The organism is Glutamicibacter sp. NPDC087583, assembly GCF_044743685.1.
Lineage (GTDB): Bacteria > Actinomycetota > Actinomycetes > Actinomycetales > Micrococcaceae > Glutamicibacter.
Genome location: NZ_JBIUWY010000006.1, coordinates 56,702 through 74,872, shown reverse-complemented (window position 1 = coordinate 74,872; position 18,171 = coordinate 56,702). Strand labels below are relative to the sequence as shown.

Below are 18,171 nucleotides of genomic sequence, written 5' to 3'. Positions count from 1 at the left end.
CCCTACTTGGCTGGTTCCGGGCGCAGTTCTTCCGGAAGTTCCGGGAACTTCTCCCCAACGGACTGCTGGTGGGATCCGAAGCGCGCAGGGAATTCATTGGCCAGCGTTTCATAGTCCCATCCGCCGTCGTGCAGCTCGGTGACCACAGCTTCAGGGTGGCTCCAGACCTGCAGGCGGTCCCCGCCGACTCCAATGGCCTGGCCGTTGATCTCTGCAGCCGCGTCCGAGGCCAGGTAGGCGATCAGGCCGGCCACATCATCTGCGGTGCCAAAGCCCAGATCCTTGCGGAAGAAGTCCGGCATCGCTTCGCCGCGCTCGTCGGCTTCCACGGCAGCTGCAAAGAATGGAACGGTTTTGGTCATTTCGGTGGCTGCCACCGGGATCACTGCGTTGGCAGTAACCCCGGCTCGTTTCATTTCCAGGGCCCAGGTGCGCACCATGCCGACAATGCCGGCCTTTGCCGCCGCGTAATTGCTCTGGCCGAAGTTGCCGCGCTGGCCGGTCGGCGAACCAATTGCGATGATGCGTCCGGAGACATTGTTTTCCTTGAAATACCCGTAGGCCTCACGCACGCAGGTGAAAGTGCCGCGCAAGTGGACGTTGATCACCAGATCAAAATCTTCGTCGGTCATCTTCAGCAGGGACTTGTCACGCAGCACACCCGCATTGGTGACCAGAATATCCAGGCGACCGAAGTTCTCGACAGCGCCGGCAACCAGCGCCTTCGCGGCCTCGGTCGTACCTACCGCCGCCGCAACTCCCGCCGCCGTGCCACCGGCTTCGGTAATGGAAGCAACCGCAGCATCCACGGCCGCAGGATCGACATCATTGACAATCACCGAGGCTCCCTGACGCGCCAGTTCTTGCGCATAGCTCAGGCCCAGTCCGCGTCCGCTTCCGGTCACGATGGCAACTTTTCCTGCTAGGGACATGAGAACTCCAATTCGGTGAGGTGTTTCAATTGCTCCACTTGGAAGAAAAGTGGGAACCTTGACTACATACATAAGAACTTTAATCCTTGAGAAAGTCAATGGTTTATTTTTTCATGAAAAGTGGGGACAATGAGATGACTAGCAAAATCACGGCCAAATCAGCGAAGAAAGAACTGTTCATGAAATGCGACCTCGTTCAGGAGCTGAACTTCCTAGTGGCGCGCATGCGCTCCCTGGGTTCGACCCGGGCCAACCATGCGCTGAAGCCACTCGGCCTCAAGGTGCGTTCCTACTCGGTACTTTCCTTGGCGTGCAGCGACATCACCCCCACCCAACGCGATCTCGCTGAATTTCTCGCGCTCGATCCAAGCCAGATCGTGCCACTAGTGGACGGGTTGGAAACCAGTGGACTAGTCTCCCGAATTCCAGATCCCAGCGACCGCCGCTCCAAGGTGATAGTAGCCACCGCGGCCGGCCGGAAGCTCTACGCGCAGGCGCGCAAGATCACCAGGCAAAACGAGGACGAGACCTTGGAAGCGCTAACCCCGCAGGAGCGGCTGCAGCTGCGCGATCTGCTATCCCGGGTAGCGCTGGCTGACGCGGAGTAGCACCCCATTTTTCTCATTCATTGAGAACCCGGCTGTCTGCCCGATCACATGCCCCGCATCATGAGGGAAGTTCTTATTACTTCCTTAGACCAGATGCATCGGTCCGGCAACGCAGCCGGCAGCGCGGCTTCTGGTCCAGACGCTAGCGAGGCAGGTCCCATGGCTCAGAATCCGCGCATTCTCAAGACCAAGGTCGGCATCATCGGCGGCGGTCCAGCAGGGCTCATGCTTTCGCATCTGCTGGCCAAAACCGGCATCGAGAACATCGTCGTGGAAATGCGCGACAACGAGGCCATCCGCAACACCCACCGCGCGGGCATCCTCGAAGCCCAAGCGGTCAAGATGCTCACCGAGTCCGGCGTGGATGGACGGGTCCTCACCCACGGCGACGAGCACGCCGGCATCGACCTGCGCTTCAACGGCGAATCCCACCCGCTGGACTTCCGCGACCTGGTCGACGCCACCGTCACCCTGTACGCGCAGAACGAGGTCTTCGTTGACCTGGCCGCGGCGCGCCAGCGCGACCAGGGCGACGTGCGGTACTCCTGCGAAGTCACCGAGATCCTGGACATGGAGACCTCCACCCCGAAGTTCCGCTTCACCGATGAGCAGGGCAACCTCTTCGAGGTGCACGCCGATGTGATCGTCGGCGCCGACGGCTCGCGCTCCTTCGCCCGCCGCCAAATGCCCGAAACGCTGCGCAAGGATTTCAAGGTTGCCTACCCCTTCGCCTGGTTCGGCATCCTCACCGAGGCGCCGAAGTCCGCGCCGGAACTGGTCTACGCGAACTCCCCGCACGGCTTCGCGCTGATCTCCCAGCGCAGCGAAACGGTGCAGCGCATGTACTTCCAATGCGACCCGAACGAAGACGTGAATGCCTGGAGCGATGACCGCATCTGGGCCGAGCTGCAAAAACGCGTGGACGGGCCGGATAATTTCCAGCTGAAAACCGGCGAGATCTTCGACAAGACCGTGCTGGGCTTCCGCTCCTTCGTGCGCGAACCCCTCTCCCACGGGCGGATGTTCCTGATCGGCGATGCCGGGCACACCGTCCCGCCCACCGGAGCCAAGGGCCTGAACCTGGCATTCGCCGATGTGAAGGTGCTCTTCGAGGCCCTGGACTCCTATTTCTCCACCGGCAGCGAGCAGCTGCTGGACGGCTATTCGGACCTGGCGCTGAAGCGCGTGTGGAAGGCGCAGAACTTCTCCTACTGGATGACCTCCATGCTGCACACCCCGGTAGGCGGGGACCCTTTCATGGCCAAGCGCGCCCTGGGCGAACTGGAAACGGTCACCTCCTCGCGCTTCGGCCAGCAGTACCTGGCCGAGTCCTACACCGGCTGGCCCCACGCTTAGCCTTCGCCCTTCCCAAGCATTTCCTCCACCACGCCCGTACGCCCCCTTCGAAAGGAGCACGCAGTGAGCACCGAAACCACAGCTAACGAGTCGTTCAGCGATTCCCCCGTGCTGGACCCCGCAGCCACGACGCTCTCGCAAGAATCCATCAGCCAGGAAATCGCCGATATACATGCGGCCTACCGCCAGTCGGTGGTCGAGGGCAAGAAAGCCGAGACCCAGCCGCGCATCGACTTCGCGCCCTACCGTTCCTCGCTGCTGCGCCACCCGACCAAGAACCTGCGCCACGTGGACCCGGAAACCATTGAGCTGCACTCCCCGGCCTTCGGCCAGCGCGACGTGCACGCGCTGGAATCGGATCTGACGATCCAGCACAACGGCGAGCCGATCGGCGAGCGCATCGTGGTCGCCGGCCGCGTGCTCGATGGCGACGGCCGCCCGGTGGCCGGGCAGCTGGTGGAAATCTGGCAGGCCAATGCCGCCGGACGCTACATCCACAAGCGCGACCAGCATCCGGCCCCGATCGATCCGAACTTCACCGGCGTGGGACGCGCCATCACCGGCCCGAACGGCGAATACTCCTTCACCACCATCAAGCCGGCACCCTACCCGTGGAAGAACCACCACAATGCCTGGCGCCCGGCACACATCCATTTCTCGCTGTTCGGCACCGACTTCACCCAGCGCATGATCACCCAGATGTACTTCCCGGGCGACCCGCTGTTCAGCCTCGACCCGATCTACCAGGCGATCATCGACAAGGAAGCGCGCGACCGCCTGGTCGCCAGCTACGACCATTCGCTGACGACCCATGAATGGGCTACCGGCTACAACTGGGACATCGTACTCACCGGCTCCAACCGCACCTGGATGGAAGATGAAGAGGGAGACCACTAGCATGGCTCAGGCACCAGAACTGAAGCTGGCCCCCACACCGGGGCAGACCATCGGCCCGTTCTACGGCTACGCGTTGCCCTATGAGAAGGGCAATGAGCTGATCAGCCAGGCCCATCCCCGCTCGGTGCGCCTGCACGGGATGGTCTATGACGGCAACGGCGAGGCCATTCCGGACGCCCTGCTGGAAATCTGGCAGGCCGACGAGAACGGCAATGTCGTTTCCCGCGATGGCTCGCTGGTTCGCGACGGCTACACCTTCACCGGGTGGGGACGGGCGGCGGTGGATAACGCCGGGCACTACACCTTCACCACCGTGAACCCGGGCGCTACCGAAGAGGGCAAGGCCCCGTTCATCATGCTCGCGGTTTTCGCCCGCGGCCTGCTCAATCGCCTGTTCACCCGCATCTACCTGCCGGAGGACACCGAAGCGCTGGCTAGCGACCCGTTGCTGTCATCGCTGGGCGAAGCAGAACGCGCAACGCTGATTGCTGCTCGCGAAGACGATGGCTCGCTGTGCTTCGATATCCGCCTGCAAGGCGGGAACGAAACGGTGTTCCTCTCCTACCCGCGCGAGAGCTAGTTGCCACCGCGACACCCCGCTGGATTGCCCCAGCGCCCGCACTGTTACGGGCGTTGGAGCGCCCGGCGGGGTGTTGCCCGTTGCCGGGCACTACAGTTCTAGATAGACGGCTTATACGCTCAACAGCTAAGAATCGAGGCACCGAATGGATGGCGCAGACTACGGCGTGCTGGCCCCCGCCTGGGCAGGAACTGCGGCCGCGGCCTTGGCCAGCGATGCGTCTTTCGTCCAAGCCATGCTGGATGCCGAAGCCGGATGGGTGCAGGTCCAGGCGGATGCCGGCCTGTGCAGCGTCCAGGATGCGCAGGCCGTGCGCGAGGTGGCCAGCGTGGACCGCTTCGACCTGGCCTTGCTGGCCTCCAGGACACCGGATGGGGCCAATGCGCTCATCCCGCTGCTGGGCATGATGCGCGACCTGCTCAAGCACGACGGGGCCGCGGCAACTGCGGGCACCGCGTTGCACCGCGGTGCAACCAGCCAGGACATCATCGACACAGCGCTGATGCTGGTCCTGTCCAAGACGTTCACGCTCACGCTGGCAGATCTGCGCAGCACCGCTGGCGGGTTGGCTGCCCTGGCGCAGGCCCACCGCGGGACCGTGTGCATTGCCCGCTCGCTGACCCAGCATGCGCTGCCCACCACCTTGGGCTGGAAAGCGGCCAGCTGGCTCTCGGCCGTGCTGGATGCCGAGCAGCAGCTGGATGCCGCGGCGCGGCAGCTGCGCTTGCAATGGGGCGGTGCGGTAGGCACGCTCGCCTCCCTGGAGCAGCTGCTCTCCGGCCAGCCGGAGACAACGGCCACAAGCCAGTCGCTGTCCTCGGATCTGGCGGCCCTGCTGGGCCTGGAGGATCCGGGAACGCCCTGGCACACCAACCGCATGCCGATTCTCCAGCTTGGCTCCGCACTGGGTGCGGCCATTGCCGCGCTGGGGACCCTGGGCGCTGATGTGCTCACCGCCTCCCGTCCGGAAATCGGCGAGCTGTCCGAACCTCGCGAGGCCGGCAAGGGCGGCTCCTCGGCCATGCCGCAGAAGCAGAACCCGGTGCGCTCGGTACTGCTGCGCAATGCGGCATTCAGCGCCCCCGGATTGCTCTCCACCCTGTTCACTGCTGCCGGCACCGCGGTGGATGAACGCCCCGATGGCGGCTGGCACGCCGAATGGAGTGCCCTGCGCGAACTGGCCCGGCTGGCATCAGGGGCGGCATTCCACGCTTCGTTCCTGGCCAACGGCCTGGGAGTGGATCGCGCTGCCATCGAGCGGAACCTCGCCCTGGGCGGAGATGCCGTGCTCTCCGAACGACTCGCTGCCGCCCTGGCTGATCTGGTGGTCGGCGGAAAACCGGCCATCCAGGCATTGGTGCGCCGCAGCCTCGACGAGGGCATTTCCCTGCGCGATCTGCTGCGCCTGGAAATCTCCGTGCATGACTTGAACGACCAGGACCTCTACGAATTATTTGATCCAGCTGGCTACCTCGGTGCCGCGGATCGCTTCACCGAAACCGTACTCGCCGATTACTCGGCACGGAAGGAATCATGGCAGTCCCGCAACTAACCCCCTCCTTGCTGCACACCGACAAGGCACTTCCCACCCTCATCGTCGGCCCCTCGCTGGGCACTGCGGCCCTGCCGCTGTGGGCCCCGGCCTTGCCTTACCTCAAGGACAAGTTCCAGGTCATCGCCTGGGACCTGCCGGGGCACGGCGAAAGCAAGCCGTCCACCGAAGCCTTCTCGCTGGCCGAACTGGCTACCGGCGTCACCAAGGCCGTCGAGGCGCTGCGTGCCGACGGCGTCATCTCCGAGGGCAGCAAGCTGTACTACGCCGGAGTGTCGGTCGGCGGGGCCACCGCCCTGCAGCTGGCCGTGGACCACGCCGGCTTCTTCAATGCGTTGTCCTCCATCTGCTCTGCGGCGAAGATCGGCACCCCCGAAGGATGGACCGACCGTGCCGAGCTGGTCGCCAAGGCCGGCACCCCGACCATGGTCGCCGGTTCTGCCGAGCGCTGGTTCGCACCGGGATTCATCGAGAAGGAGCCGGTGATCAGCACCGAGCTGCTGCACAGCCTGCAGAACGCTGACCGCTTCGCCTACGCCCACGCCTGCGGCGCCTTGGCAGGATTCGACGTGCGCGGGCAGCTGGCTTCAACCAGCGACCCGATCATTGCCATCAACGGCGCACAGGACCAGGTGTGCCCTCCGGCAGACGCGGAGTTCATCGCCGAAAATGCACCCCGCGGAACCATGGCGGTCATCGATTCGGCCGCCCACCTGGCCCCGGCCGAAGCACCCGAAGAGACCGCGGCCTTGCTGGCCGAGTTCTTGCTGGCCAACTAGAAGCGAGGACCTGCAGAAATGGCTGATTCACCGCGCCTTCCCGGCGATACCTATGATGCTGGCATGGAGTTACGCCGCCAGGTGCTGGGCAACGAGCACGTTGAGCGTTCCACCAGGAACTCGAATGAGTTCACCGACGAATTCCAGGAAATGATCACCCGCTACGCATGGGGCACCATCTGGACCCGCGACGGCCTGCCGCGCACTACCCGCAGCGCCATCACGCTGACCGCAATGATCGCCGGCGGCTACTGGGAAGAACTGGAAATGCATGTGCACGCGGCCCTGCGCAATGGCATGGCTCCCGAAGAAATCAAGGAAGTCTTCTTGCAATGCGCCATCTACTGCTCCGTTCCGGCGGCGAACGTGGCGTTCAAGATCGGCAAGAAGGTGCTGGAGGAGTACGCGGCAGCCGAAGGCCAATAGCGGTGGCGCGCGCCGCTAGCGGCGCGCCGCCGCGGCTTGCCGGATCGAGTGCAGCAGGGCCCACGGGACGATGCCGCTGGTGCGCGGGTTGCGTGGCGAGGGGTGGTTCTTGATCGAGAAGCTGTACTCGCCGGCTGGGCCGCGCGCCTCGATGCGGTGCTCGGTCAGGCCTGCCTCCGGATCGGCGATCAATCTGGCTGTCACCGCATCCCAATCCCCCACAGCCAACGCCACCGCCGCGGCCACATTCAATGACTTCGGGAAGTCCTGGGCCGCTGCCGCGGCTGGACCGCGAAATACCTCTACCGGTCCGGCGGCCTGCTCCAATTCACCGCGCCGCTGCGCATCCATCCACGGCTGCACCAAGGTGGCCGGCAGCTTGCGCGTCGTCACCAGCACCTGGTCGATGCCGCCCATCCGGGCAGCCGCGCCCAGCAGGTCCAATCCGCCGATGGCCCCGGCAGTGCTGGACAAGCGTCCCGGTCCGGCGGCCTGCACTTGCGCGGCGAACTCCGGGTCAGCCAGCGCTCCCATGGAACTGGCCAGCAGGTCAACCCCGGAGGCCAGGATGCGCACCGCATTCTCGCGCAGGGCTTGCTGGCCCGCGCATTCGACCACCAGGTCGCAGCGCTCCAGGGCCGACTCCCAGCTCAGCTGCTCATGCTCCAGCCCGGTTTGCGGACGGCGCAGGATCACCCCTTCGAGCTGGGCACCGTGCACCGTCCCGGCTGCCAGTTGCTCCGCCACCACGGAGCCGATCGCCCCGTGGCCCAGTACTCCCACCCGATACATGCTGCCCGTGGCCATGCCCGTCCTGTCCGAAAAGATCGATGTAAGCTACCGCCAGCTTAGGCCAGCTCGCAGGCTCGGCACGAACTGCCAGCTGGCCAGGGTGAGGGCCATTGCCGCTAGTGCCCGGAAGCGGCCGAATGGTCCGTGCGTTCCATGAGCCGGGAGACGCCATATCCGATGAGGATGCCCCAGAAGGCGGCGTGGATGTTGAACAGGTCCAGGCCGGAAATGGTCACCACGAACGTCACGAGGGCGCCCAGGGTGAATTTGGTGGCGAAGGCCGTCACAAAGGCCTGCTGCAGGGCCTTGAGCATGGCGATGCCTCCCAAGGCCAGCACGAAAGCCTCAGGGGTGGCCAGCATGAAGCGCGTCAGCGTTGGAGCGAACAGGGCGAAGAGCAGGGACAGGAAGCCATAGACCACCGCTGCGGTGTACTGGCGGTGCTTTTCGCCAGATGATGTGAGCAACGCGTTGGTTGGCCCGGTGACGCAGGCGGACACCGCGCCGAAGCAGGCATTAAGGATCGAGAACCCGCCCGAGGCCAGCGCAAAGGCATTGACCGGGGGCCGGTGCCCGGCAGAGCGCAGCACCGCGACACCCTGGCCATTCTGCACGATCAGCACGGTGATGGCCAACGGCACCACCAGTTCCAGCTGCGCAGCCCAGGTGAATTCCGGAGCGGTGAACACCGGGGTGGCCAGCACGGGCCCGCCAGCTGCGTCCAACGCGAACTGGCCACTGGCGGCCACCGCGATGACCCCGGCGATCAGCGTGCCCAGCACCGGGGGAATTCTTCTGCCCAGCGCCGGCACCGCAGCGAGCAGGACGAAGACCAGCACCATGGGGCCGGCCACCACCGGGTTGGCTTGGGTGGACGAGACGATATCGGTGCCGAAGCGCAAGAAGACCGCGGCCACCATGGCCATCACAATCGGCATGGGAATGGCCGCCATGATCCGGCGCACCACCCCGGTAGCGCCCAAGGCCAGGACCAGCACCCCGGAGACGAAGAACGCCCCGACCACCTCGGGGAAGGACAGGTGCTGCAGCGAAGGACCCAGCAGCACCGTGCCGGGGATGGACCAGGCGAATCCCAGCGGCTGGCGGTAGAGCAGGGACATCACGATGGTCGCCAACCCGGCGGAGAGGAAGATCCCGCAGACCCAGGAAGCCATCTCGGCCTGGGACAGCCCGCCAGCGGCACCCACCGCAAGGGTGACCGCGATGGGGCCCGAAGCGGAGAAGACCAGCCCGATCACGCCATTGCTGGCATACACCCCGCCCACGTCGCGCAGCAGGTCGCGAATTCCGGCAGGCCGCTGCGCGGCCCGCTCCAGCAGCGGTTCGCGCGGTGCTCCCGCAGCTGCTGGAGTCGATTCGCGGGTCGGCAGGTCATTGGCTGGTTTGGGCATGTGCGCTCCTGGGCGATGGTGGCAGTGTCATTGGCAGTGGCAGTGGCAGTGGCATTAATAGTCCACCACCATTGCACGGTCCCAGGGGCCGTAGGGCGTGGCGTATTGATCCGGGGTATGGCATTCCTAGGATAGTTCTGGCTGCAGATCCCAAGGTACGCAGGGCTAGGATAAGACCGGGGCGATGCGGCCCGCGGATGAAAGGAATGCAGGGATGAATTCCAATACCGAGCTCGGCGAATTCCTCAAGGCCCGGCGGGCCTTGGTCAGCCCGGCAGGCGATGGCGGCCCCCGGCGGCGCGTGCCTGGGCTGCGCCGCGAAGAGGTCGCGGTCCTGGCCGGTGTGAGCACCGACTACTACACCCGGCTGGAACAGGGCCGGCACAAGCGCCCCTCCGAATCCGTGCTCGGCGCGTTGGCCAAGGCCCTGGAACTGGATGAGACGGCCGCCGGGCATTTATTCAACCTGGCCCGCTCGGTGTCCGGCTCCGGGCGCAACAGCCCGTCGAGCAGCATCCAGCGGGTACGCCCCTCATTGCATCAGCTGCTGGATTCCTTCACCGGGCATCCGGCCTTCATCCGCGGACGGCGTACCGAGGTGCTGGGCATGAATGCGCTGGCCGCCAGCCTGCTCACCGACTTCCTCGCCAAGCCGGTGCGCCACCGCAGCCTGATCCGCTGGGCCTTCCTGGATCCCGAAGCCAGGCAGCGCTACGCCGACTGGGAGCAGATCGCCGCCTCGATGGTCGGCACCTTGCGCCTGGATGCCGGGCGCCATCCGCATGATCCGCTGCTCGCGCAGCTGATCGGAGAGCTGTCCATGAACAGCGAAGAATTCCGCACCTGGTGGGCCGATCACCGGGTGGTCGAGCGGCGGGACGGGATCAAGCGGTTCAACCATCCCCAGGTGGGCTATCTGGAGGTCAACTACGAGGCCTTGGACGTGACCGGGGCACCAGACCAGACCCTGTTCATCTACACCACCGAGCCGGGCTCGGACTCCGAAGCGAAGCTGCGCGATCTGGCCGCGCTGCTCAACGGCCAGGGACCGGTGCCCAAAGCCTAGCTGCGTGCTGGGATCAGCGATTTGCCGAGCCAGCTGCGCTCCAGCTCGTTGAGCGGGCGCGACGAGATGCCATCGGCAATCGGTCGGGCAGCTCTCTACCCCGAGGTACGGCGGTTGCACAGCGCCATTGCATAATTCAGATGGTCCGCGAGTTGTATCGGCATCCGCGTCTTGCGATAGGAACTTCTACTGACGTCTCCCCGCCGCGCGGCGGGCTACAGCAGGAAGAATAAATGTCAAAAGCCACAGGCCTGCAACGATAAGCGAAAACCACAGCACTTCGAAATCATTGGCATCTTGTTTCTCAGAGAGGGTTAGCCACAAGATGAATAGGGCAGATGACAATATGAACAGCAATACCCGCAGCGTGTTAACTGCGGTTCCGATTGGATTGATTGCTAAACGGACAAGCCACAGCAGGACGAGAAATCCAACTGAACCGAATAAAATCCACATCACAACTCCCCTAAATTCGGTTCATACACTAGCATGATTTTCTCGCCTCACGTCATCTTCAGCCAAGAGATACAGTAGCTCCATTACCTGGTGGCAGAAGGCGGAACCTTCGACGCCAGAAGCCAGCTGCGCTCCAGCTCGTTGAGCGGGCGCGACGAGATGCCATCGGCTGCCAGCGGCACCATGACCGTGGTCGAGTCGAATACCGGCTGCCCGTCCTGGTAACCGATGCCCCGCACGGTGAAGGACTTGTTGCCCAGCCGGCTGATGCCCATGCGGATGAGCATCTCGGGCTGGTAGTACAGCGGGCGCAGGTAGTCGATCTGGATCGATGCCACCACGGTGCCGAATTCGAAACGGCCTGTTGTCCCGTCCTCGCGCGTCCAGCGGATGCGGGCTTCTTCCATCAGGGTCACGATGCGCGCATTGTTCACATGTCCCAGGGCATCCTGGTCCGACCAGCGCAGCTGCAAGATGACTTCGGTAGCCGCGGCCAGTCCATCGTTTGTCGTTTCACTCATGGAACCCATTGCACCAGAAACCCGGGCTGGCTACTGCGCCCGTGACGGCTCATGAACTTGGGCCATCGCCGGAAGGCACCCACCGTGCATCCTCGTTGTTGGCGTCCAGACAGATCCATTCCTGTGCAGGCCCGTAGCACCGCAGCTCATCGGTGAACCAGAACGCCTGGTCCGGGTCCCACCCGGCAATCACGCTGGCGTATTTATCATCGATGTCGAGGCATTGCCCGGCGAGCGCCAGATAGGCGCCGATACCCAGATGCACCCCGTCGTAATCGCGCGCCACGGCCAGCCAGTCGGGGATCTTCCATGCGCCGTCGCGCCCGGTGGACAGGTACCAGTCGTGGCGCTTGTGCGCGGTGACCTCGATGCCGTGCTCGCGGCAGAGCCGGATCCAGTCCTCGGCCGTGGCGATCTCCAGCACCTTGGCTGCGGGAGGCACGCTCGTGAACCTGACGCTGGCTTGCTCCCATCCAAAACCGTCTTCCACGCAGCTCAGGCCCACTGGCTCCCGGTCTGGGAACACACCGGTAGTGGAGGGCAGGCGGCTGCTGGGCTTGGACCACCATTCCCCGCTGAAGCTGCCCAGCGGGGTGCTGCTCATTTCGGCGGCATCGCGGGCTTCGGTCGCCAGGATGCCGGCCCTCCACTCCTGCAGTAGGCCCAGGGCATTGCTGCCGGGAGCCTGCGTCCTGCCCTGCGGGTCATGCTGGTCGAATTCGACCTGGAATTGGTTGCGCAGATCCACGGGATCCAGCCACCAGGCCGCGAGCCCGCTGTCCGCCAGGTGCCGGGCCACGCGCTCAAGCGGCGCGGCCAGTTCCGGCAACGCCAGCAGGGTGTCTTCCCCATCCGGTTCCTGCCAATAGCGGGCACTGTCGACCGAGCGGACCAGCGCTTGCTGCAGCAGCGCTGCGGTGGCCGGAACCAAAGTGGTGCCGTCCAGGCGCCGGGCGATCTGCTGGACACTGGTTTCGGGCATGCTGGATTCATCCGCGCCAAACAGGCCAACGCTTTCGCCGCGTTCTACCGCCACGTGATACGCGGCGTAGAACATCGCCGCATGCAGCGGATGCTCCCCGAACGCCGGTAGCAGCTTCTCTTCGCTGGCAGTGGCGAACTCCCACAGCATCCTGCGCCCGCGCGCGCCTGCCATGAGCGCCTGCACTAGTTCCATCCGCGCCACTTCATTTCACTGGTTCGAAAACAGTAAATCCCGCCAAGACAGTCGATAACTATTTACGGGATCGATTATTAGACATTACCTGAGCAGGGGTTGCAATTCACCTGCCATTGGCACCGTGGAAGACGGCCGGCCAAGGGGCCGGCAGATTGTCCCCACCCGGAGGAACGTTCGTGAAAATCTTCGCTCGACCCGGCAAAACCAATCATCTCACCCCACTGCATCTCACCGCCGGAAGCCTAGTTGCCATTGCAGCTTCCACCGCATTCATCGGCGCCACCCCGGAACTCGAGGCAGTGCCGGCAGCCAAGTCCGCCGCGGACTGGAGCTCCTCGGCCTACCGCGGGTCAGTCGAGGTGATCCCGGCAGGAACTGGCCGCAGCGGCACCGCGCAAGAGACGCTCGACGGAGTGGTCTTCGAGGATCGCAACAAGAACTCCACGCAGGATGCCAACGAGCCTGGCCTACCGAACGTCACGGTTTCCAACGGCCGCGACGTCGTGGCCACCGATGGGCAGGGACGCTACGAACTTCCGGCATACAACAACATGACCGCGTTCGTCACCCAGCCCCGGGGCTTCCAGGTTCCGGTCGACGACGACAACGTCGCCCAATTCTTCTACACCCACCTGCCTGAAGGCTCCCCGGACCTGAAGTACGACGGCATCGCCCCGACCGGGCCGCTGCCCGAGGCAGTCAACTTCCCGCTGGTGGCCAGCAGCGCCACGCAATCGCCCGAGCAGAGCTGCGTCATCGGTGCGGATGTGCAGACCTATACCCAGCAGGAAGTCGAGTACGCCAGGGAAGGCGCTTTCGCCGATCTGGCGGCCCGCACCGACTACACCGGCTGCGGCGCCTTGTTCATCGGCGACCTCGTGGGCGATGACCTGAACTTCTTCCACCAGACCCGAGAACTGTCCTCCATGCTCAACGGTCCGGCCCGGTTCCTGCCGGGCAACCACGACATCGACTACGACTCGCTGGACGGGCAGCACGAGTACGATTCCTTCCGCGCCCAGTTCGGTCCGGAGTACTACTCCTACGACACGGGCAAGACTCACGTCATCGCCCTGAGCACCATCGATTACCCGACTGCGGTTCCGGCCAAGAAGAGCGACTACACCTACGATCTGGGCAAGCGCCAGCTGCAGTGGCTGCGCGCGGACCTGGCCGAGGTACCCAAGAACAAGGCCATCGTCCTGGCCGGGCACAGCCCCCTGCTGGAGTTCTTCTACAGCGACGAGCATTCCACCAAGCAGGTCCGGGAGATCTACGAATTGCTGGAAGGACGCGAGGTCGTTTCCCTGGGCGGGCACACCCACATGTCAGAGAACCTGCGCGCCGGGGACCTGATGGATGGCTGGCGCGACGAGGTCGGCGAGGCAGGCCTGCCGTTCACGCACTTGACTGTCCCGGCCATTTCCGGGCAGTGGTATGACGGGCGGGTTACCGGGAACGGCTACCCGACTTCCATCCAGCGCGACGGGACCCCTCCGGGAGTGCTCACCTTGGACATCAAGAACACCAAGATCACCGAGCGCTTCACCGTGACCGGCGGGGATGCCAGCAAGCAGATGTCCCTGGGCTTGAACACCCCGGCGTACCGGCAGTGGTACGAGGAGAATCTGGAAAAGGAGCGCGGCACGGTTCCGGCCCTGGATGACCCGTTGGCGGTGAGCCGGCAGGGACTGGCCGAGGACACCTGGCTGACCACGAACTTCTGGATGGGCAGCACCGGCTCCGCTGTCGAGGTCTCCATCGACGGCCAGGACCCGGTTGCGGCCGAGCGGACGCAGAAAATGGCCGGCGAACGCCCGCTGTCAGGCGCCGAGTACTCGGATCCGGCGGCCATCGCCGAGCAATTCGTCCATGGCGGCGGCTTCGCCGAGAAGACCAGCCACTTGTGGCGCTTGGAACTGCCAGATGATCTCTCCGTCGGGGCGCACACGGCCACGGTGACTGCCACCGACGTGCATGGGCGTTCTTTCACCGAGGAATTGGATTTCACGGTCATCGGGTAGCGCCATCCTTCGAGCTGGTGCCTGCATGAGCAGGCACCAGCTTTTTGTTACGCCCGCAGTGGGACAGCATCGGCTGCAGGTGCCTAGGATGAATCCATGCGCATTGCAATCCTGGATGATTACCACAACGTGGCCCGCTCGCTGGCCGATTTCGACGGCCTCGCCGTCGCCCTGGACGCCGAAGTCACGGTCTTCACCGAGCACCTGGGCCACGAGGACAGTACCGTCGTCCAGGCGCTGCAGCCCTTCGACGCCATCGTCGCCATGCGCGAACGCACGCCTTTCCCGGCCGCCCGGCTGGCTGCGCTGCCCGACCTGAAGCTGCTGGTCACCACCGGCCGCCGCAACGGATCCATCGACCTGCAGGCTGCCAAGAACCAGGGCATCGTGGTCAGCCACACCGGCTACGTGGCTACCGATGCCGCCGAGCACACCTGGGCGCTGATCCTCAGCGCCGCACGCCGACTGGACGTGGAGCTGTTTTCCGCGGACCGCCCGCTGGCGGCTGGCTCGGGCTGGCAGACCACTTTCGGACTGGGCCTGTCCGGCAAGACCCTGGGCGTCTACGGCCTGGGAAATCTGGGAGCGAAGGTTGCGAAGGTCGGCTTGGCCTTCGGCATGCGGGTCATCGCCTACAGCCAGAATCTCACCAAGGCCCGCGCCACCGAAGTGGGCGTGGAGCTGGTCTCCGAAGCCGAGCTGTTCTCCACCAGCGACATCGTCACCGTGCACCTGAAGCTCTCGGAGCGCAGCACCGGGGTCATCGGACCCAAGCAGCTGGCGTGGATGCGTCCCGATTCCATCCTGGTCAACACCTCGCGCAGCAGGATCGTGCAGACCGACGCGCTCATCGACGCGCTGGACAGCCGGCAGCTGCACCTGGCCGCGGTGGATGTCTTCGACGTGGAACCGCTGCCGGCCAAGGACCGGCTGGCCGCTACCCGGGGCGTGATTGCCACCCCGCATATCGGCTATGTGACCATCGAGCAGTTCGAGATGTTCTACCGCGACGCGGTGGAAGACATCCGCGCGTGGGCTAGCGGCGCACCGATCCGGGTGCTGGCCTAGGGACCTGCGGCCGCGGCACGAAGTAGTAGTGCAGGATCGCCACGACGGCGGCCCATGCGGCCCCGATCAGCAACCCCACCAGCACGTCAGAGACCCAGTGGTGCCCGATGTAGATTCGGGAAGCTCCCATCGCCAGGACGAATAGCGCCGCGACGATGGAGATCAGGTACGCGTAGCGGCGCAGCCCGTAGATGATCGCCAGGTAGCTGGCGATGCCGATCAGCGCGGCCGAGTTCAGCGTGTGCCCGCTGGGGAACGAAAAGGTCTGCGGCGGCGCCGGGCCTCCGGGAACGCCTTGGGGACGCGGCACCTGGAGGCTTGTCTTGAGAATAACGGTCAGCAGGACCGAGACCAGTGCAGTGAACGCGATGGCCGCCAACGGCCACGCACTGCGGGTTTTCCAGCACAGCAATGAGGTGATCACCAGCATGATCATGGTCATTCCCGGTGTGGATCCCCAGAAGTACAAGAAGTCGGAGACCGCAAACAGGAACGGCGACTGGTGCTCCAGTGCCCATTGGTAGGCTGGGGCATCCAGATCCCTGGCCCATCCGCCCGCGTGCAGGGAGACCAGCACCCTGCGGGTGAAGTAGAACATGGCGACAACCAGCCCGAAAATGATCCACAGCACCTGTGCGCCGCGGGAACGTTGGCCTTGCCGGAAATACCATGAGGATCGCATGGCTTCCATCGTATCGGGGCGGGCGCGAAGCGCTGAACTCGATCGATGCGGAACAATGGAAGCATGACGATCAAGGTGCTGGCAGTTGGCAAGAAACACGAATCCTGGGTGGACGAGGGAATTTCCCGCTACGAGAAGCGGCTGAAGAAACCCTTCAATCTCACCTGGCAGCTGCTGAACCATTCCTCGCGCGAGAACGACGCGGCCCGCACCGAGGAGTCTGCCCGCATCCTGGCGAAAATCGATGAACGCGACTTCGTGGTTCTGCTCGATGAACGCGGCAAGAACGTGGACTCCCCCGCGTTGGCCAATACTTTGCGCACCCCGATTGATGCTTCGCGCAATGTCGTGATCATCATCGGCGGTGCCTACGGAGTGGACGCATCCGTGCATGCGCGGGCCAATTTCACCTGGTCGCTTTCGAAGCTGGTCTTCCCGCACCAGCTGGTGCGCTTGATCCTCACCGAGCAGCTGTACCGCGCGCAGGACATCCTGGCAGGCGGGAAGTACCATCACGTTTAAGCCATTCCCTTGACTTTCCAATTTGGAAAGACAAGACTTTCCATAACGGAAAGTGGGGAAATCATGGCTGAGGGGCAAGAACGAATCGACAAGCTGACCGCCGCGGAGCGCCTGGCCTCCGCGAACCAGGCCTCGAACAAGATGATCGCTGCCGGCACTTCTTCCCGGGCCACCCTCTTCGTGTACGTGGTGCTCGGGAGCACCGCGATGAGTCTTGAACATGTCATTTCGCCAAAGATGGCTCTGGCGTTATTCGCGGTGGCTGTCGTTGCAGCCCTCGTTCACTACGTGATTATGCGCAGCCGCGCCAAGATGCGCCCTTTGCTCAGCAGCTCGGCAACCTACGGCTGGTACGCGTTCCTGGCGTCAATGATCGTGATGTGCCTGCGCTTTTGGGTCGCCGAGGACCCTTGGAGCATCGGTGCGAAACTAGTCGTCTCCTGCACCGCCTTATGGCATTTGCTTTCCTCCGCGCAAGCGGCATGGGACAAAGACCGTGTGCAAGATGCCCAGGAAATGGCGGTGTAGCAGGTGAGCCATTCGCAGAATCCGCTGCCCGATGAGGCGGCAGAACTACTGTCGCAGGCTGAGCGGTCATCAGCCGACAGTGTCCACTCCACCGAAGCTCCTAGGGCGTTCATGATTGTCTTGGGTATCGTCTCGGCGGCAATCTTTTCGCTCTACGGAGTCATCGACATCGCCCTTTGGTACTGGTCGCCGGTGCTCTTTGTGCCATTGATCGCCTGGTACGCCTACTGGTCGCGACAGCGGCCCAAGTCCCGTCCTGCATTGAGGCACTCGGGCAAATACATCGCTGTCATGCTGTTCATGATGCTCACCCTGCAATTGTGCACCTTCTGGATTCCCCAGACTTGGCTGTTCGCGATACCCAAATTCCTCGCATTGGCCGCTGTCTTCACCGGTTCCCTGTGGATCATGCGCCGCGAAACCATCAAATCCCGCATCAAGGATGGAAATGAACAAGCCATCTAGCAATGCGCAATTCGACGAGCTGATCCATGCACCCATCCGGCTGCGCATTTGCGCCAGCCTCGCCCCGGTGCAGTGGGCAGAATTCGCGCACCTTCGCGGCATCCTCGATGTCGCCGACTCCGTCTTGAGCAAGCACCTCAAGCAGCTCGCCGATGCCGGGTATATCGGCATCGAGCGGTTCACCAAGCTGGGGCGCAGCCATATGCGCGTTTCGCTGACCAAATCCGGACGCCGGGCCTATGTCAGCCATGTGGCGGCCCTGCGGGAGATCACGGCGGGCGGATAATGGCCGATCTTGTCGTTCGCAGACCGTAGTATCGATTCC

The 18,171-nt window shown here is 64.1% G+C and carries 21 protein-coding genes; 14 read left to right on the top strand and 7 right to left on the bottom strand.

Going from position 1 to position 18,171, the window contains the following annotated elements; all coding sequences use genetic code 11:
• Positions 1-2: 2 nt before the first annotated feature.
• Positions 3-932 (bottom strand): SDR family NAD(P)-dependent oxidoreductase, encoded by a 930-nt coding sequence (locus ACIOU9_RS14535; RefSeq protein ID WP_133834389.1) that lies wholly within the window; start codon positions 930-932, stop codon positions 3-5.
• Positions 933-1,066: 134 nt separating this feature from the next.
• On the opposite strand from ACIOU9_RS14535, the gene ACIOU9_RS14530 reads away from it, so the two are divergent.
• From ACIOU9_RS14530 to pcaC, 7 genes are all read left to right on the top strand, one after another.
• Positions 1,067-1,540, top strand: coding sequence for a MarR family winged helix-turn-helix transcriptional regulator (locus tag ACIOU9_RS14530; RefSeq protein WP_133834388.1), 474 nt, complete (start codon positions 1,067-1,069; stop codon positions 1,538-1,540).
• Positions 1,541-1,699: 159 nt separating this feature from the next.
• The gene (locus tag ACIOU9_RS14525; protein WP_402697335.1) at positions 1,700-2,896 is read left to right on the top strand and encodes a 4-hydroxybenzoate 3-monooxygenase; all 1,197 of its coding nucleotides are present in this window, start codon (positions 1,700-1,702) and stop codon (positions 2,894-2,896) included.
• 63 nt (positions 2,897-2,959) lie between these two features.
• Positions 2,960-3,793, top strand: coding sequence for a protocatechuate 3,4-dioxygenase subunit beta (gene pcaH / locus ACIOU9_RS14520; protein ID WP_402697333.1), 834 nt, complete (start codon positions 2,960-2,962; stop codon positions 3,791-3,793).
• A gap of 1 nt (position 3,794) precedes the next feature.
• A complete protein-coding gene (gene pcaG, locus ACIOU9_RS14515) occupies positions 3,795-4,373 on the top strand; it encodes a protocatechuate 3,4-dioxygenase subunit alpha (RefSeq protein ID WP_133834385.1) in 579 nt (192 codons plus the stop codon).
• A 145-nt stretch (positions 4,374-4,518) separates the two neighbouring features.
• Positions 4,519-5,925 carry a lyase family protein gene (locus ACIOU9_RS14510; protein WP_332728438.1) on the top strand — a complete coding sequence of 469 codons (1,407 nt, stop codon included), beginning with the start codon at positions 4,519-4,521 and terminating at the stop codon, positions 5,923-5,925.
• The gene (locus ACIOU9_RS14505; RefSeq protein ID WP_332487448.1) at positions 5,907-6,704 is read left to right on the top strand and encodes an alpha/beta fold hydrolase; all 798 of its coding nucleotides are present in this window, start codon (positions 5,907-5,909) and stop codon (positions 6,702-6,704) included. The genes ACIOU9_RS14510 and ACIOU9_RS14505 overlap by 19 nt, the downstream gene beginning before the upstream one ends.
• An 18-nt stretch (positions 6,705-6,722) precedes the next feature.
• Positions 6,723-7,130 carry a 4-carboxymuconolactone decarboxylase gene (pcaC, locus tag ACIOU9_RS14500; RefSeq protein ID WP_332487446.1) on the top strand — a complete coding sequence of 136 codons (408 nt, stop codon included), beginning with the start codon at positions 6,723-6,725 and terminating at the stop codon, positions 7,128-7,130.
• Between the two features lie 15 nt (positions 7,131-7,145).
• Here the strand turns inward: pcaC and ACIOU9_RS14495 are convergent, their stop codons facing one another.
• Positions 7,146-7,937: an aspartate dehydrogenase domain-containing protein gene (locus ACIOU9_RS14495; protein WP_332595435.1), complete on the bottom strand. Its 792-nt coding sequence runs from the start codon at positions 7,935-7,937 to the stop codon at positions 7,146-7,148.
• A gap of 101 nt (positions 7,938-8,038) precedes the next feature.
• The gene (locus tag ACIOU9_RS14490; protein WP_332728437.1) at positions 8,039-9,334 is read right to left on the bottom strand and encodes a benzoate/H(+) symporter BenE family transporter; all 1,296 of its coding nucleotides are present in this window, start codon (positions 9,332-9,334) and stop codon (positions 8,039-8,041) included.
• Between the two features lie 214 nt (positions 9,335-9,548).
• On the opposite strand from ACIOU9_RS14490, the gene ACIOU9_RS14485 reads away from it, so the two are divergent.
• Positions 9,549-10,400: a helix-turn-helix transcriptional regulator gene (locus tag ACIOU9_RS14485; RefSeq protein ID WP_402697329.1), complete on the top strand. Its 852-nt coding sequence runs from the start codon at positions 9,549-9,551 to the stop codon at positions 10,398-10,400.
• A 186-nt stretch (positions 10,401-10,586) separates the two neighbouring features.
• Here ACIOU9_RS14485 and ACIOU9_RS14480 read toward each other — a convergent pair whose 3' ends face one another.
• The 3 genes from ACIOU9_RS14480 to ACIOU9_RS14470 all read right to left on the bottom strand — a co-directional run bounded on the left by ACIOU9_RS14480 (position 10,587) and on the right by ACIOU9_RS14470 (position 12,554).
• Complete coding sequence (locus ACIOU9_RS14480) at positions 10,587-10,856, bottom strand: hypothetical protein (protein ID WP_332487440.1); 270 nt, start codon at positions 10,854-10,856, stop codon at positions 10,587-10,589.
• 83 nt (positions 10,857-10,939) lie between these two features.
• Entirely contained in the window at positions 10,940-11,377 is a 438-nt protein-coding gene (locus ACIOU9_RS14475) for an acyl-CoA thioesterase (protein WP_332728436.1), read from the bottom strand.
• A 49-nt stretch (positions 11,378-11,426) separates the two neighbouring features.
• Positions 11,427-12,554 carry a hypothetical protein gene (locus ACIOU9_RS14470; RefSeq protein WP_133834380.1) on the bottom strand — a complete coding sequence of 376 codons (1,128 nt, stop codon included), beginning with the start codon at positions 12,552-12,554 and terminating at the stop codon, positions 11,427-11,429.
• A gap of 179 nt (positions 12,555-12,733) precedes the next feature.
• Here ACIOU9_RS14470 and ACIOU9_RS14465 point away from each other — a divergent pair, with 179 nt between their 5' ends.
• A complete protein-coding gene (locus ACIOU9_RS14465) occupies positions 12,734-14,581 on the top strand; it encodes a calcineurin-like phosphoesterase C-terminal domain-containing protein (RefSeq protein ID WP_402697326.1) in 1,848 nt (615 codons plus the stop codon).
• A 96-nt stretch (positions 14,582-14,677) separates the two neighbouring features.
• On the top strand, positions 14,678-15,649 hold the full coding sequence (locus ACIOU9_RS14460; protein ID WP_402697324.1) for a D-2-hydroxyacid dehydrogenase family protein: 972 nt from the start codon (positions 14,678-14,680) through the stop codon (positions 15,647-15,649).
• On the opposite strand, the gene ACIOU9_RS14455 is transcribed toward ACIOU9_RS14460, so the two are convergent.
• Positions 15,618-16,331, bottom strand: coding sequence for a phosphatase PAP2 family protein (locus tag ACIOU9_RS14455; RefSeq protein ID WP_181148921.1), 714 nt, complete (start codon positions 16,329-16,331; stop codon positions 15,618-15,620). The two genes, ACIOU9_RS14460 and ACIOU9_RS14455, sit on opposite strands and share 32 nt — an antisense overlap.
• A gap of 63 nt (positions 16,332-16,394) precedes the next feature.
• On the opposite strand from ACIOU9_RS14455, the gene ACIOU9_RS14450 reads away from it, so the two are divergent.
• The 4 genes from ACIOU9_RS14450 (at position 16,395) to ACIOU9_RS14435 (ending at position 18,132) form a co-directional block, all read left to right on the top strand.
• Entirely contained in the window at positions 16,395-16,853 is a 459-nt protein-coding gene (locus tag ACIOU9_RS14450; RefSeq protein ID WP_388024484.1) for a 23S rRNA (pseudouridine(1915)-N(3))-methyltransferase RlmH, read from the top strand.
• A 63-nt stretch (positions 16,854-16,916) separates the two neighbouring features.
• Positions 16,917-17,381, top strand: a complete 465-nt coding sequence (locus tag ACIOU9_RS14445; RefSeq protein WP_402697321.1) for a hypothetical protein — start codon at positions 16,917-16,919, stop codon at positions 17,379-17,381.
• A gap of 3 nt (positions 17,382-17,384) precedes the next feature.
• The gene (locus ACIOU9_RS14440) at positions 17,385-17,846 is read left to right on the top strand and encodes a hypothetical protein (protein WP_133834373.1); all 462 of its coding nucleotides are present in this window, start codon (positions 17,385-17,387) and stop codon (positions 17,844-17,846) included.
• Complete coding sequence (locus ACIOU9_RS14435) at positions 17,830-18,132, top strand: transcriptional regulator (protein WP_105658582.1); 303 nt, start codon at positions 17,830-17,832, stop codon at positions 18,130-18,132. The genes ACIOU9_RS14440 and ACIOU9_RS14435 overlap by 17 nt, the downstream gene beginning before the upstream one ends.
• Positions 18,133-18,171: the final 39 nt, after the last annotated feature.

Excerpts from the sequence above, each read along its gene's own strand:
- ACIOU9_RS14535 (WP_133834389.1), bottom strand. The coding sequence starts at position 932 with ATGTCCCTAGCAGGAAAAGTTGCCATCGTGACCGGAAGCGGACGCGGA.
- ACIOU9_RS14530 (WP_133834388.1), top strand. The coding sequence starts at position 1,067 with ATGACTAGCAAAATCACGGCCAAATCAGCGAAGAAAGAACTGTTCATG.
- ACIOU9_RS14525 (WP_402697335.1), top strand. The coding sequence starts at position 1,700 with ATGGCTCAGAATCCGCGCATTCTCAAGACCAAGGTCGGCATCATCGGC.
- pcaG (WP_133834385.1), top strand. The coding sequence starts at position 3,795 with ATGGCTCAGGCACCAGAACTGAAGCTGGCCCCCACACCGGGGCAGACC.
- ACIOU9_RS14510 (WP_332728438.1), top strand. The coding sequence starts at position 4,519 with ATGGATGGCGCAGACTACGGCGTGCTGGCCCCCGCCTGGGCAGGAACT.
- ACIOU9_RS14505 (WP_332487448.1), top strand. The coding sequence starts at position 5,907 with ATGGCAGTCCCGCAACTAACCCCCTCCTTGCTGCACACCGACAAGGCA.
- pcaC (WP_332487446.1), top strand. The coding sequence starts at position 6,723 with ATGGCTGATTCACCGCGCCTTCCCGGCGATACCTATGATGCTGGCATG.
- ACIOU9_RS14495 (WP_332595435.1), bottom strand. The coding sequence starts at position 7,937 with ATGGCCACGGGCAGCATGTATCGGGTGGGAGTACTGGGCCACGGGGCG.
- ACIOU9_RS14490 (WP_332728437.1), bottom strand. The coding sequence starts at position 9,334 with ATGCCCAAACCAGCCAATGACCTGCCGACCCGCGAATCGACTCCAGCA.
- ACIOU9_RS14485 (WP_402697329.1), top strand. The coding sequence starts at position 9,549 with ATGAATTCCAATACCGAGCTCGGCGAATTCCTCAAGGCCCGGCGGGCC.
- ACIOU9_RS14480 (WP_332487440.1), bottom strand. The coding sequence starts at position 10,856 with ATGTGGATTTTATTCGGTTCAGTTGGATTTCTCGTCCTGCTGTGGCTT.
- ACIOU9_RS14475 (WP_332728436.1), bottom strand. The coding sequence starts at position 11,377 with ATGAGTGAAACGACAAACGATGGACTGGCCGCGGCTACCGAAGTCATC.
- ACIOU9_RS14470 (WP_133834380.1), bottom strand. The coding sequence starts at position 12,554 with ATGGAACTAGTGCAGGCGCTCATGGCAGGCGCGCGCGGGCGCAGGATG.
- ACIOU9_RS14460 (WP_402697324.1), top strand. The coding sequence starts at position 14,678 with ATGCGCATTGCAATCCTGGATGATTACCACAACGTGGCCCGCTCGCTG.
- ACIOU9_RS14455 (WP_181148921.1), bottom strand. The coding sequence starts at position 16,331 with ATGCGATCCTCATGGTATTTCCGGCAAGGCCAACGTTCCCGCGGCGCA.
- ACIOU9_RS14450 (WP_388024484.1), top strand. The coding sequence starts at position 16,395 with ATGACGATCAAGGTGCTGGCAGTTGGCAAGAAACACGAATCCTGGGTG.
- ACIOU9_RS14445 (WP_402697321.1), top strand. The coding sequence starts at position 16,917 with ATGGCTGAGGGGCAAGAACGAATCGACAAGCTGACCGCCGCGGAGCGC.
- ACIOU9_RS14435 (WP_105658582.1), top strand. The coding sequence starts at position 17,830 with ATGAACAAGCCATCTAGCAATGCGCAATTCGACGAGCTGATCCATGCA.